This window comes from Streptomyces albofaciens JCM 4342 (genome assembly GCF_008634025.1).
GTDB classification, from domain to species: domain Bacteria; phylum Actinomycetota; class Actinomycetes; order Streptomycetales; family Streptomycetaceae; genus Streptomyces; species Streptomyces albofaciens.
In genome coordinates this window covers 3211813-3225219 of sequence record NZ_PDCM01000002.1, presented here as the reverse complement: position 1 = coordinate 3225219, position 13407 = coordinate 3211813, and the positions used below count along the sequence as shown (strand labels likewise).

At 74.3% G+C, this 13407-nt stretch carries 5 protein-coding genes; 4 read left to right on the top strand and 1 reads right to left on the bottom strand.

The genetic code is table 11. The annotated features are described in order from the left end of the window. Positions 1–78: 78 nt before the first annotated feature. On the top strand, positions 79–1257 hold the full coding sequence (moeZ, locus tag CP973_RS33885) for an adenylyltransferase/sulfurtransferase MoeZ (protein ID WP_150247652.1): 1179 nt from the start codon (positions 79–81) through the stop codon (positions 1255–1257). Positions 1258–1418: 161 nt separating this feature from the next. Here the strand turns inward: moeZ and CP973_RS33880 are convergent, their stop codons facing one another. Next, positions 1419–4214 carry a lysylphosphatidylglycerol synthase transmembrane domain-containing protein gene (locus CP973_RS33880; RefSeq protein ID WP_244410181.1) on the bottom strand — a complete coding sequence of 932 codons (2796 nt, stop codon included), beginning with the start codon at positions 4212–4214 and terminating at the stop codon, positions 1419–1421. 584 nt (positions 4215–4798) lie between these two features. Here CP973_RS33880 and CP973_RS33875 point away from each other — a divergent pair. The 3 genes from CP973_RS33875 (at position 4799) to CP973_RS33865 (ending at position 13407) form a co-directional block, all read left to right on the top strand. Then, positions 4799–5287, top strand: coding sequence for an MGMT family protein (locus CP973_RS33875; protein ID WP_425282047.1), 489 nt, complete (start codon positions 4799–4801; stop codon positions 5285–5287). A gap of 513 nt (positions 5288–5800) precedes the next feature. Next, positions 5801–9331: an ATP-dependent helicase gene (locus CP973_RS33870; RefSeq protein ID WP_150250667.1), complete on the top strand. Its 3531-nt coding sequence runs from the start codon at positions 5801–5803 to the stop codon at positions 9329–9331. Positions 9332–9411: 80 nt separating this feature from the next. Beyond that, positions 9412–13407 (top strand): ATP-dependent DNA helicase, encoded by a 3996-nt coding sequence (locus CP973_RS33865; RefSeq protein WP_150247648.1) that lies wholly within the window; start codon positions 9412–9414, stop codon positions 13405–13407.

Genomic DNA, 13407 nt, shown 5'->3' with positions numbered 1-13407 from the left:
CGGAAAGACCACCGTCCCCCGCGCCGGGTCCGCCCGGGGCGGGGGGTCGCCCATCGAGAACCGACCAACGGAGTCCCCGTGTCGCTGCCACCCCTGGTCGAGCCCGCCGAGGAGCTCACCGTCGACGAGGTCCGCAGGTACTCCCGCCACCTGATCATCCCGGATGTCGGGATGGACGGGCAGAAGCGGCTGAAGAACGCCAAGGTGCTGTGCGTCGGCGCCGGCGGCCTGGGCTCGCCCGCGCTGATGTACCTGGCCGCGGCGGGTGTCGGGACCCTCGGCATCGTGGAGTTCGACGAGGTCGACGAGTCCAACCTCCAGCGCCAGATCATCCACAGCCAGGCGGACATCGGCCGCTCCAAGGCCGCCTCCGCCAAGGACACGGTGCTGGGCATCAACCCGTACGTCACGGTCAACCTGCACGAAGAGCGCCTCGACTCCACCAACGTCATGGAGCTGTTCGCCCAGTACGACCTGATCGTCGACGGCACGGACAACTTCGCCACCCGCTACCTGGTCAACGACGCCTGCGTGCTGCTGAACAAGCCGTACGTCTGGGGCTCCATCTACCGGTTCGACGGCCAGGCGTCGGTGTTCTGGAGCGAGCACGGCCCCTGCTACCGCTGCCTGTACCCGGAGCCCCCGCCGCCCGGCATGGTCCCCTCCTGCGCCGAGGGCGGCGTGCTGGGCGTGCTGTGCGCGTCCATCGGCTCCATCCAGGTCAACGAGGCCATCAAGCTGCTGGCCGGCATCGGTGAGCCGCTGGTCGGCCGCCTGATGATCTACGACGCACTGGAGATGACGTACCGTCAGGTCAAGGTCCGCAAGGACCCCGACTGCGCGGTCTGCGGCGAGCACCCGACCGTCACCGAACTCATCGACTACGAGGCCTTCTGCGGCGTCGTGTCCGAGGAGGCCCAGGAGGCGGCGGCCGGTTCCACGATCACTCCGCAGCAGCTCAAGGAGTGGATCGACGCGGACGAGAAGATCGAGATCATCGACGTCCGGGAGCCGAACGAGTACGAGATCGTCTCGATCCCCGGCGCCAAGCTGATCCCGAAGAACGAGTTCCTGATGGGCAGCGCCCTCCAGGACCTCCCGCAGGACAAGAAGATCGTCCTGCACTGCAAGACCGGCGTCCGCTCCGCCGAGGTCCTCGCCGTCCTGAAGTCCGCGGGCTTCGCGGACGCGGTCCACGTGGGCGGCGGCGTCATCGGCTGGGTGAACACGGTCGAGCCGGAGAAGCCGGTGTACTGACCGGGATTCCGCGCGGGGTTCCGCACGGTGTACGAGGGCCCGCACACCGGGTGGTGTGCGGGCCCTCGGCGTATGCGCCGGGCGTGCGCGCCCGTGCCGGACGTGCCGGATGCGCGCTCCCGTGCCGCACACGCCGGGTGCGCTCCCGTGCCGTACGCCCGTCAGATCTGCCGCATGCGTGTCAGGTGCGTGAACGAGATCCAGCCCGGCAGCACCGGCAGCCAGAAGGTCACCAGACGGAACAGCAGTACCGCGGGGAAGGCGATGTCCCCGGTCAGTCCGGCCAGCGTCAGGCCGACGGTCAGTGAGCCCTCGATGGCGGCCACGCCGCCGGGGGTGGGTGCCGCGGAGCCCACCGCGTTGCCCGCGAGGAAGACCACCGCGATGGTCGCGTAGCTCAGCTCCCCGCCCCCGCCGAACGCGCGGATCGAGGCGTCCAGGCACATCACGTTCGCCGCTGTGAGCAGCAGCGCTCCGCTGATGCCGACCGCCAGCTTCTTCGGCCGCTGGAGGACGTCGAGCATCCGCGGCACCACGCCCGCGAACAGCGACCGCACGCGCGTCACGATGAACTTGCGCAGCACCGGCACGGCGGTGACCACCAGGACCAGCACGGCGGCGGTCAGCAGGCCCGCGATGACCGCGCGGGACGGCGAGAGCGACGGCGTGCGCTCGGTGCCGGTCAGATAGCCGAAGGTCAGCAGCAGCACGATGTGACAGCCCAGCCCGAACAGCTGGGACGCGCCCACACTCGCCACCGCCAGGCCGGGCCGGATGCCGGAGCGCTGGAGGAAGCGGGCGTTGAGCGCCACACCGCCCACCGCGGCCGGCGCGACCAGCTTGACGAAGTTGCCCGCCACTTGCGCGGTCACCGTCCGCAGGAAGGACACCTTCTCCGGGACGAAGCCGAGCAGGCTCATCGCCGCCGCCGGGTAGGTCAGCGCCGAGAAGACCAGCGCCGCCACCACCCACAGCCACTGCGCCTCGCCGACCACCTGGCCCAGGTTGGCGTGGGTGATCTGCGAGAGCAGGAAGTACGCGGCGAAGACGCCGGCGATCCAGCTGACGAGGGTGCGTGGCCGGATCCGCTCCAGACGGGCCGGCTCGACCGGCGCGGTCGGCCGGATCAGCAGCACCTGCTGGCGGATCTGCGAGAGCAGGTCCTCCTCGCGGGCCTCCTCCAGCGCCTCGTCGACGGCCCGCCGCTCGGCGTTCTTCTCGGCGCGCGCTGCCTTGCGGTTGGTCGGCTGCTCCTGTGTGTGTGCGCCGCCCCGTCGGGCGGCCTCGGCAGCCTTGCGTTCCTTGGCGGCGCGCGACGCCTCCAGGACCGCTTCGCGCTCCCGCGCGGAGCGCTCGCGGGCCAGCTGGCGCAGCGTGGACCGGGTGGTGCGGCTGAGCGCGATCGGCTGGAGCAGCGGCAGGCTGTCGGCGACCGCGTCCGGACCGAGTACGTCGACGGCGGCGGCCACCGCCCGCTCGGCGCCCGTCCGCAGCGCGAACGTGGTCAGCAACTGAGCGATGTCCATCCGCAGGACGAGATCGCCGGCGGCGATCTCGCCGCCGCGCAGGTCGGTCAGGATGATGCTGCCGGAACGATCCACCAGGAGGGCGTCGCCCACCAGGCGCCGGTGGGCGATGCGCCGCGACTGGAGCGCCGCCACCTGCCGCCAGGCGTTGCGCATCAGCTCGTCGGTGATCTCCTCGTCCGGCAGCGCGTCCAGCGGCCGGCCGTCGATGTGCTCGTACACGAGCATCACGGCGTCCGGGCCCAGCTCGGAAGTCGCGATCAGCTTGGGGGCGCTGGCGCCGGCCGCGATGGCCGCGTACGCCAGCAGCGCCTCCTGCTCCAGCGCCTGGCGCAGCGACTGGAGGCTGCGGCGCTGGTTGATGCCGCGCAGCGACAGCCGGCGCCAGACCCGGTAGAAGAACCCCTGGGCCTGCCGCTCGCGGTCCACGACGGTCACGTCGATGGGCGGGCCGTCCTCCAGGGTGACGATGTAGCGGCGGCCCCGGTCGGCGTGCTCCGGGTGCTCGGGGTTGCCGATGTCCTCCGCGCGCACCGCGCTGACCGGGTGGAAGCCGACCCGGCGCAGGCCGGCCAGGAGGTTCTGGCCGGTGGGGCGCACATTGGGCGAGCCGACCGCGTACAGCGTCCCGAAGGCCACCGTCCAGCCGATGAGGATGGTGGTGACGATGGCGAACGGTGTCGTGTAGCGGCCGACGAGCACGGCGAAGGCGTCCAGCAGCAGGACGCACCACATCGCCACCCGCCAGCGGGGGCGCCGTGACATGCCCACCGCTGTCATGTACGCGATGACGGGCGCGAGATAGCTGTGCACCGGCGCGGTCAGCCCGCCGTTGGCCAGCGGCTGGGTCAGCGCGACCCGGATGGACTCCGGGGCCGCCTCGGCCACCCACAGATCGGTGGCCAGCGAGACGCCGTGCGCGAGGACCGCCGCCAGCACGCCGTCCGCGATCCGCAGCCCGTCGCGTTTGATCAGCCGCTCCACGGCGAAGGCCACCGGCACGATCAGCACGGCCACGCTCGATGCCAGCCCGGCGAAGTTGATCAGCAGGCGCGGCGCCAGCCCGGCGCCCTCGCCGATGTCGCGCTGGAGGCCCTGGGTCGTGCCGTGCGCAAAGGTGGCCAGCAGCAGCACCAGCGCGATGCCGACGATGCCCAGCAGCAGGCGCATCAGGTCGGAGGGCCGGTGCACCCGGGCGGGGAGCAGCGGCTCGTCACCGGAGACCTGGTCCACGTGGAACTCGCTGCCCACGTGGTCGAAGGGCGGGGCGGTGCGGTCGGCCTTCTCCGCCTTCGACGCGCCGCCCGACCTCGGCTTTTCCGTCTTCGGCCGGTCGGGCTTGGATTTCTTCGGCTGTGACTTGCCGGGGCTCGGCCGGTCCGCCTTCGACTGGCCGAGCTTGGGCCGGTCGGGCCTGGACGTGTCGGGCATGTGCCTGTCGGGCTCGGGCCGGTCCGCCTTCGGCCCGTCCATCTTCGGCCGGTCCGGTCCGGACTTTCCGTGCGTGGATGTGCCGGTCGTCCCCGACGGTGCGGGCGGTCCGGCCCCCGCGGTCCCGTCGGCCGTGGATTCCTCTTCTGCCGCGCCCCCCGCTCCGCTGGAAGCGGTCGCCGTGTCGGCCCGGCGGGGCTGGTCCGGCCCCTCCGGGCTCCCGGACTCGTCGGCTCTTCCGGCCTTCTCGATCGTGCTCGCCTTTTCGGTCTCGGAAGCCTGTGACGGCTTCCCCCGTTGCTTCCCGTCCCCCCGGGCGGGGGTGGCGGTGGACAGCGCCTCAGGGGTGCCGGCCTCCCACGGAGGCACCGCACCCTGCTGTTCGGCCGTCTCTTCTTGATCTCGTATCACCAGTCACCGCCCGGAAGATGGTGGCATGGCCGTGGGGAGGCGGGGGGCATCAGGGTGCATTTCGAAGGGCCGGAAAACGGAACATACGCCGCCGCGCCCGCCCGCGCACGCCGTCGGCGCGCAACCGCGCAGGCCACGGGGGACTGTCGGTGGCATGGTGCAGGATGGGCCGAATGAGTGGGAAAACGGGAGGGCTTTCCGGGGACGGTGAGCCCGGTGGGCACGGCGGTGACGGGCGCCGGAAGGGCGGCGGGGGCCCGTCGGATTCCGGCGGAGAGCGGATCCCCGTGTACGCGGAACGCGTACTGGCAGTCGCGGAGCTGATCCCGCCCGGCCGCGTGATGACGTACGGCGACGTCGCCGAGTGGCTCGCGGGGGAGGACCCGCCCGAAGGCTGCCGCGAGGACGACCCCGGGTGGCGCGTGGGCGGGCCGCGCCAGGTGGGCCGGGTGATGGCCCTGTACGGAGGCGCCGTGCCGTGGTGGCGCGTCGTGCGCGCCGACGGCCGCCTGCTGCCCGGCGCCGAGCTGCGCGCGATGGAGCACTACAGGCGGGAGGGCACCCCGCTGCGGGAGGCCGCCCGGTCGGCCGAGGGGCACATACCCCGCCTCGACCTGCGGCGGGCCCGCTGGGACGGCAGCGATCCGGTGCGAGGGGACTGACGCGGGGAGGGGGACGGTGATCGGGGCAGCGGGAGCCGGGGCGATGGGGGGCTGAGCCGGACAGCGCTTTCCGGCGGGTCCGGCCCGCAGCCTGCCCGCCGTCACGGCCGAGCGTGTACTGGCCGAGTGCGTACCGGACGAGCGCCTACCGGACGAGCGCGTACCGGACGAGCGCGTACCGGCCGAGTGCGTACCGGACGAGCGCGTACCGGCCGCTGCGCAGGGCGCGGCGGTCCCGGCCTGCCCGTACGACACCTCCGGCGCTCCCTTCCGGCCGGGCACGTCCGGCACGGGCCTCCGCATCCGCACCCCGGCCCCGGGTACCGTCGTGGGACGCGCTGCGGCTCGTGCGCCGCCTGGCGTAGCGTCGGGCACGGCCCGCACCACCGCCCCGCCGCCCGGCGTCCGGCGCGGTGGCCGCACCGGCCCGCGCCGCACCGCGGTGCGCACCACGACCAGCACCTCCTCCCAGGACCGGCGATCCACGTGAGTTCCTCCTTCTCGGCCTCGGCCGTGCCGTCCGCGCAGCCGCGCCGACGAGCGGCGCGGCGGGATGCCTCCGGCGCGTACCGACTGGTGCGTACCCGGCCGGGACCGGCGGACCCTCCTGCTTTGGACGCACGCCAGCGCGCCGTGGTTGACCACCGCGCCGGGCCGCTGCTGGTCCTCGCGGGGCCCGGTACGGGCAAGACCACGACCCTCGTGGAGGCGGTGGCCCGGCGGGTACGGGACGGCGCCGACCCCGAGCGGCTGCTGGTGCTGACCTTCAGCCGCAAGGCCGCCGTCGAACTGCGGGACCGGATCGCCGCGCGCCTGGGCAGCGCCGCCGCCCCGCAGGCCACCACCTTCCACTCGTACTGCTACGCGCTCGTTCGGGCCCACCAGGACGCCGACCTCTTCGCCGACCCGCTGCGCCTGCTGTCCGGACCCGAGCAGGACCTCGTCGTGCGCGAGCTGCTCGAAGGACAGGCCGGACTGGCGGCCGCCGGGCGGGCCCGGGTGCGCTGGCCGGACGAACTGCGGGCCTGCCTGACGACGCGCGGCTTCGCCGACGAGGTGCGCGCGGTGCTCGCGCGCAGCCGCGAACTGGGGCTGGGCCCGGAAGCGCTTGCCGACTTCGCGCGGCGCACCGGGCGGCCCGACTGGGGGGCGGCGGCCGCCTTCCTCGCGGAGTACCTGGACGTGCTGGACGCGCAGGGCGTGCTCGACTACGCCGAACTGGTGCACCGGGCGGTGCTGCTCGCAGAGCGCGACGAGGTCGCCGCGGAGCTGGCGGCGCGCTACGACGCGGTGTTCGTGGACGAGTACCAGGACACGGACGCCTCGCAGATACGGCTGCTGCGCGCGCTGGCCGGCGGTGGCCGTACGCTCGTGGCCTTCGGCGACCCGGACCAGTCGATCTACGCGTTCCGCGGCGCCGACGTCAACGGCATCCTCGATTTCCCGCTGATGTTCCCTCGTACGGGTGGCGATCCGGCGCCGGTGGAGGTACTCGGCACCTCCCGCCGTTCGAGTGCGGCCCTCCTGGCGGCCACCCGGCGCCTCACTTCCCGTATGCCGCTGACCCGGCTGCCCGCGCGGAAGGTACGGGAGCACCGCGACCTCGCGGCGGTACGGGACGGGGGCCGCGTCGAGGTCTATACGTATCCGACGCCGGGCGCCGAGCTGGACAACATCGCCGACATCCTGCGCCGCGCGCACCTGGAGGACGGCGTGCCGTGGCGTGACATGGCCGTCCTCGTACGCGCCGGCGCCCGCTCCATCCCCGGCGTGCGCCGGGCGCTGACCTCGGCCGGCGTCCCCCTGGAGATCGACGGCGACGACCTGCCGCTGCGCCGGGAACCGGCGGTGGCACCGCTGCTCACGGCGCTGCGGGTGGCGGCTTCGGCGGTGACCGGAGAGCCTTCGGCGGTGACGGCGTTCGCGTCCGCCGAAGACGGGCTCGCGGAAGAGGCGCTCACGGAAGACGGGCTCACGGAAGACGGGCCTGCCGGAGACGGGCCCACGGAAGACGGGCCTGCCGGAGACGGGCCCACCCAAGACGGGCCTGCCGGAGACGCGCTCGCCGAAGACGGGCCCGCCGATGACGCGCTCACCGAAGACGCGCCCGTACCCGCCGATGACGCCCCCGCACCCGCCGGTGAGCCCACCGAGGCGGTGCACGGGCTCTCCGCCGAGACGGCCATCGAACTGCTCACCTCCCCTCTCGGCGGCATGGACGCCGCCGACCTGCGCCGGCTGGGCCGGGCGCTGCGCGAGGAGGAGCGGGCGGCCGGGCACGACGTACCGGCACCCTCCGACCAGCTGATCGCGCGGGCGCTCGCCGAGCCGGAGCGCCTGGTCGCGCACGATCCGGCGTACGCGCAGGGCGCCCGGCACCTCGGTGAGCTGCTGCGCACCACCCGCGACCTGCTGGCCCGCGGCGGCACCGCCGAAGAAGCCCTGTGGACGCTGTGGGACGGCACGCCCACCTGGTCGCAGCGGCTGGAGCGGACCGCCCGGCGCGGTGGCGCGGCGGCCCGCAACGCCGACCGTGATCTGGACGCCGTGGTGGCGCTGTTCGAGACCGCCGCCCGTGCGGAAGCCCGTACCGGCGGCCGGGGCGCGCTCAACTTCCTGGAGGAGCTGGACGCCCAGGACATCGCCGCCGACACCCTGACCCGCCGGACCGTGCGCCCCGACGCCGTGCGCCTGATGACCGCGCACCGCTCCAAGGGCCTGGAGTGGCGGCTCGTGATCGTCGCGGGCGTACAGGAAGGGCTCTGGCCGGACCTGCGCCGCCGTGGCTCGCTCCTGGAGGCGGACCGGATCGGCCGGGACGGGCTGGCCGAGCCGCTGCCCCCGGGCGCGCTGCTCACCGAGGAGCGCCGGCTGTTCTACGTGGCGGCGACCCGCGCCCGCGAGCGCCTGGTGGTCACCGCCGTCAAGGCCGCGTCCGACGACGGCGACCAGCCGTCCCGCTTCCTGACCGAGCTGGGCGTGGAGCCGCGGGACGTCACCGGGCGCCCCCGCCGCCCGCTGTCGGTCGCCGCGCTGGTGGCCGAGCTGCGGGCCACCACCGTGGACCCGCAGGCCACTCCGGCGCTGCGCGAGGCCGCCGCGCAGCGGCTGGCGAAGCTGGCCGCGCTGCGCGACGACGACGGCCAGCCGCTGGTGCCGGCCGCCCACCCCGACCAGTGGTGGGGCCTGTACGAGCCGACGCACAGCGCCGTACCGCTGCGCGACCGCGACCGCCCCGTGACGCTCTCCGGCAGCGCGCTGGACCAGCTCGCCAACACCTGCGCGCTCCAGTGGTTCCTCGGGCGCGAGGTGAAGGCGGACACCCCCGCGACCGCTGCCCAGGGCTTCGGCAACGTCGTCCACGTACTCGCCGACGAGGTCGCCTCCGGCCGTACGCCCGCCGACCTGTCCGTCCTGATGGAGCGCCTGGACTCGGTCTGGGACGCGCTCGCCTTCGACGCGCCCTGGAAGTCGCGGCAGGAGAAGGACAACGCGCGCGCCGCCCTGGAACGCTTCCTGCGCTGGCACGTGATGGAGCGCGGCACGCTGGGCCGCGAGACCGTCGCGACCGAGCACGGCTTCGACGTCACCCTCGAAGCGGGCGAGTACGCGGTCCGTATCCGGGGGAGCATGGACCGCGTCGAGCGGGACGCGGAGGGCCGGGCGTACGTCGTCGACTTCAAGACCGGCAAACAGAAGCCGACCGGCCCGGAGGTCGCCCGCCACCCGCAGCTCGCGGTGTACCAGCTCGCGGTACGGGAGGGCGCGGTGGACGCCGTCTTCGAGGGGCGGCGGCCGGAGCCGGGCGGCGCGGAACTCGTCCACCTGAGGCTGGGCGCGCCCCAGAAGGAGGGCGGGGACGCGCTCCCCGCCGTCCAGGCGCAGGGGCCGCTGACCGGGGACTGGGTGGGCGAACTGCTCGCCACCGCCGCCGGCCGGGTCCTGGAGGAGCGCTTCACCCCCACCACCGGCCGGCACTGCACCCACTGCACGTTCCGCAACTCCTGCTCGGCACTGCCGGAGGGACAGCACGTGGTGGAGTGACACGGGACTCCCCTCGCCCCACCGGCCCGCTCAGCTGGGTTTTGCCGCGATTGTCAGTGGGGGCCGATACGGTCTCGGATGTGTCAGCGCGTATCACCGACCCCGAGCAGCTCAAGGAGCTCCTCGGCATCCCGTTCACCCCGGAGCAGACGGCCTGCATCACCGCACCGCCCGCCCCGCAGGTCATCGTGGCCGGCGCCGGTTCCGGCAAGACCACGGTCATGGCCGCGCGCGTGGTGTGGCTGGTCGGCACGGGCCAGGTCGCCCCGGAGCAGGTGCTCGGGCTGACGTTCACGAACAAGGCGGCGGGCGAGCTGGCCGAGCGGGTCCGCAAGGCCCTGGCCGCGGCGGGGGTGACGGAGCCGGCCGATCCGTTCGGCGTTCCCGCCCAGGGGGCCGCCGCCCCGGCCGGCGCCGAGGGCGACCCCGGTGAGCCCCGCATCTCGACGTACCACTCCTTCGCGGGCCAGCTCCTCAAGGACCACGGCCTGCGCATCGGCCTGGAGCCCAGCGCCCGCCTGCTCGCGGACGCGACGCGCTTCCAGCTGGCCGCCCGGGTGCTGCGCACCGCGCCGGGCCCGTATCCGGCGCTGACGAAGTCGCTGCCCACCCTGGTCGAGGACCTGCTCGCGCTCGACGGCGAGCTGGCCGAGCACCTGGTGGAGCCGGACCGGCTGCGGGCGTACGACACCGAGCTGCTGGCCGCCCTCGACCAGGTCAAGCTCTCCAACGCCGATCTGCGCAAGGTGCCCGAGACGGCCCGCGGCCGCCTGGAGCTGCTGGAGCTGGTCGAGTCGTACCGTGAACAGAAGCGGCGGCGCGAGCTGCTGGACTTCGGCGACCAGATCGCCCTGTCGGCGACGCTCGCGACGACCCGTCCCGAGGTGGGCGAGCTGCTGCGCGAGGAGTTCCGGGTCGTCCTCCTGGACGAGTACCAGGACACCTCCGTAGCCCAGCGGATCATGCTGTCCGGCCTGTTCGGGGGTGGCACGGGCCATGCCGTGACCGCCGTCGGCGACCCCTGCCAGGCCATCTACGGATGGCGCGGCGCCTCCGTCGCCAACCTGGACGACTTCCCCGCGCACTTCCCCTTCGAGGACGGCACCCCGGCCCGCCGCGCCGCCCTCAGCCAGAACCGCCGCAGCGGCGGCCGCCTCCTCGACCTGGCCAACGGCCTCGCCGAGCCGCTGCGCGGCATGCACGAGGGCGTCGAGGCGCTGCGCCCGGCGCCGGGCGCCGAGCGCGACGGCGTGGTGCGCTGCGCGCTGCTGCCCACCCACGCGGAGGAGATGACCTGGCTCGCCGACCGCATCGCCCACCTGGTGCGCACGGGCACCCCGCCCGGCGAGATCGCCGTCCTGTGCCGTACGGCTGGCGACTTCGCCCGCATCCAGGGCGAGCTGGTCGCGCGGGAGGTCCCGGTGGAGGTCGTCGGCCTGTCCGGGCTGCTGCACCTGCCGGAGATCGCCGACCTGGTGGCGGTGTGCGAGGTCCTCCAGGACCCCACGGCCAACGCCGCCCTGGTACGGCTCCTGATCGGCCCGCGCTGGCGCATCGGCCCCCGTGACCTGGCCCTCCTGGGCCGCCGCGCACGGCTGCTCGTCCACCGGGACGGCCAGTCCGAGGACCCCGAACGGCGCCTGGCCGAGGCCGTGGAGGGCGTGGACCCGGCCGAGACGATCTCGCTCGCCGACGCGCTCGACACGTTCCTGGAGTCGGACGGCCACGACGACGGCCTGCCGTTCTCCCCCGAGGCACGCGTCCGGTTCGCCTACCTGGCGCGCGAGCTGCGCGAGCTGCGGCGCTCCTTGGGCGACCCGCTGATGGACGTACTGCACCGGGTGCTGACCGTCACCGGCCTGGAGGTCGAGCTGTCCGCGTCCCCGCGCGCGCTGGCGGCCCGCCGCCGGGAGACCCTGAGCACATTCCTGGACATCGCCGCCGGCTTCGCCGCCAAGCAGGGCGGCGCGGCCCTGGACGGCGACGCGACGCTGCTGGCCTTCCTGGGCTTCCTGCGCACGGCCGTCCAGCACGAGAAGGGCCTGGACAGCTCCCTGCCGGGCGGCGAGAACACCGTCAAGGTGCTGACCGCCCACAAGTCCAAGGGCCTGGAGTGGGACGTGGTCGCGGTCCCCGGCCTGGTCGGCAAGCAGTTCCCCAGCGAGCAGTCCCGCGACTCCTGGCTCACCCAGTCCAAGGTCCTCCCGCACGCCCTGCGTGGCGACGCCGCGACGCTGCCGGACGTGGACGACTGGAGCAGCCGCGGTGTGAAGTCCTTCAAGGAGGCGATGAAGGAACACCAGTCGGTCGAGGAACTGCGCCTCGGCTACGTGACCTTCACCCGCCCGCGCTCCCTGCTGCTCGGCTCCGGCCACTGGTGGGGCCCCGACCAGAAGCAGCCACGCGGCCCGTCCGCCTTCCTGGAGGCGCTGCGGGCGCACTGCGAGGCGGGCCACGGCGAGATCGAGGAGTGGGCCGACCCCCCCGAGGAGGGCGCGGAGAACCCGTCGCTCAAGGAGGCCGAAGCGGAGCTGGAGTGGCCGCTGCCACTCGACGCCGTGGCGACGGAGCGCCGGCGCGCGGCTGCCGCGACGGTACGGGCGTATCTGGACGGCATGACGGCCGACGCCGCGGGCGCCGCGCCGCCGCATGCGACCGCGCCCGATGGGGCGGAGGCGGCCGCCGCGCACGATGCTCCGCATCCGGCGGTGGGGCCGGGGGGTGGCTCGGTGCCGGGGCAGGGGGTGCCCGCGCAGGGGTCGCCCGCGCAGGTCTTGCCCGGTTGGACGGCTGGGGCCGCCGCCGGGCCCGGCCGCCTGTCGCCCGCCGAGGACCCGGAGTGGCCCGCGCATCCCGTGGACGATCCGTATGCCGATGCCGATGCCGACACCGGTACAGATACCGACACCGGTACCGATGCCAACACCGGTACCGATGCCAACACCGACGCGTACGCCTTCGAGGGCGATTCCGCGGACACCTCCGCGAACGCCTTCCAGGACGCCATCGATATCCACGACCTCCACGAGCCCGGCACGGAACACGACCTGGCCGACTGGGACGCCTGGAGTTCCGAGCGCCCCGGGCGTGAGCGTGCTCACGTACCGGCCCAGGCCCCCGCCCGGGAGGCCCCCGCCCCGGAGACCCCCGCCCGGGAGACCCCGGCCCGTGAAGCACCGCCGCGGCCCGCCTCCCAGCCGACCCCCGGCCCCCAGCCGGCCCCCGGCCCCCAGCCGGCCCCCGGCCCCCACGCGGCCCCGGCCCACCACCCCGGAACCCCCGCCCCGCCCCCCGCCCTCCTCCCCGAGGAGCAGCGCACCGTCGCCTCCTGGGACCGCGATCTCGACGCGCTCGCCGACGAACTGCGCCGGGCCCGCGCCACCGTCCGCGACGTGCCCCTGCCGTCCTCGCTCAGCGCCTCCCAGCTCCTGTGGCTGGCCGCCGACCCGGACGGCTTCACCCGGGAGCTGGCGCGGCCCATGCCGCACCCGCCCCGCCCCGCCGCCCGCCGCGGTACGCGCTTCCACGCCTGGGTGGAGTCCCGCTTCGAGGAGCTGACGCTGCCCGTGCTCGGCCCGGACGAGCTGCCGGGCGGCGCGTACGGCCATGAGGCCCGCGCCCAGGACGCCGCCGGGGAGGCGGAGCCGATCGCGGACGAGGACGACCTCGAAGCCCTCAAGGAGGCGTTCGCCCGCACCCCGTACGCCCGGCGCACCCCGTACCGCATCGAGGTCCCCGTCCAGCTCACCCTCGCGGGCCGGGTGGTACGCGGCCGTATCGACGCCGTCTACCGCACCCGCGGCCCGGAGGGCGACCGGTACGAGATCATCGACTGGAAGACCCACCACGCGCAGACCGCCGACCCGCTGCAACTCGCTCTCTACCGGGTGGCCTGGGCCGAGCAGCACGGCCTGCCCCTGTCCGCCGTGGACGCCGCGTTCCTTTACGTACGCAGCGGTGAGACCGTCCGCCCCCAGGGGCTGCCCGACCGCGCCGGGCTGGAGCGCATCCTGCTGGGCGAGGACGACCCGACCGCCGCCGCCGAGAAGGACGGAGCGGGAGGAGGGCAGAGGTGA

Excerpts from the sequence above, each read along its gene's own strand:
- CP973_RS33880 (WP_244410181.1), bottom strand. The coding sequence starts at position 4,214 with ATGCCCGACACGTCCAGGCCCGACCGGCCCAAGCTCGGCCAGTCGAAG.
- CP973_RS33875 (WP_425282047.1), top strand. The coding sequence starts at position 4,799 with ATGAGTGGGAAAACGGGAGGGCTTTCCGGGGACGGTGAGCCCGGTGGG.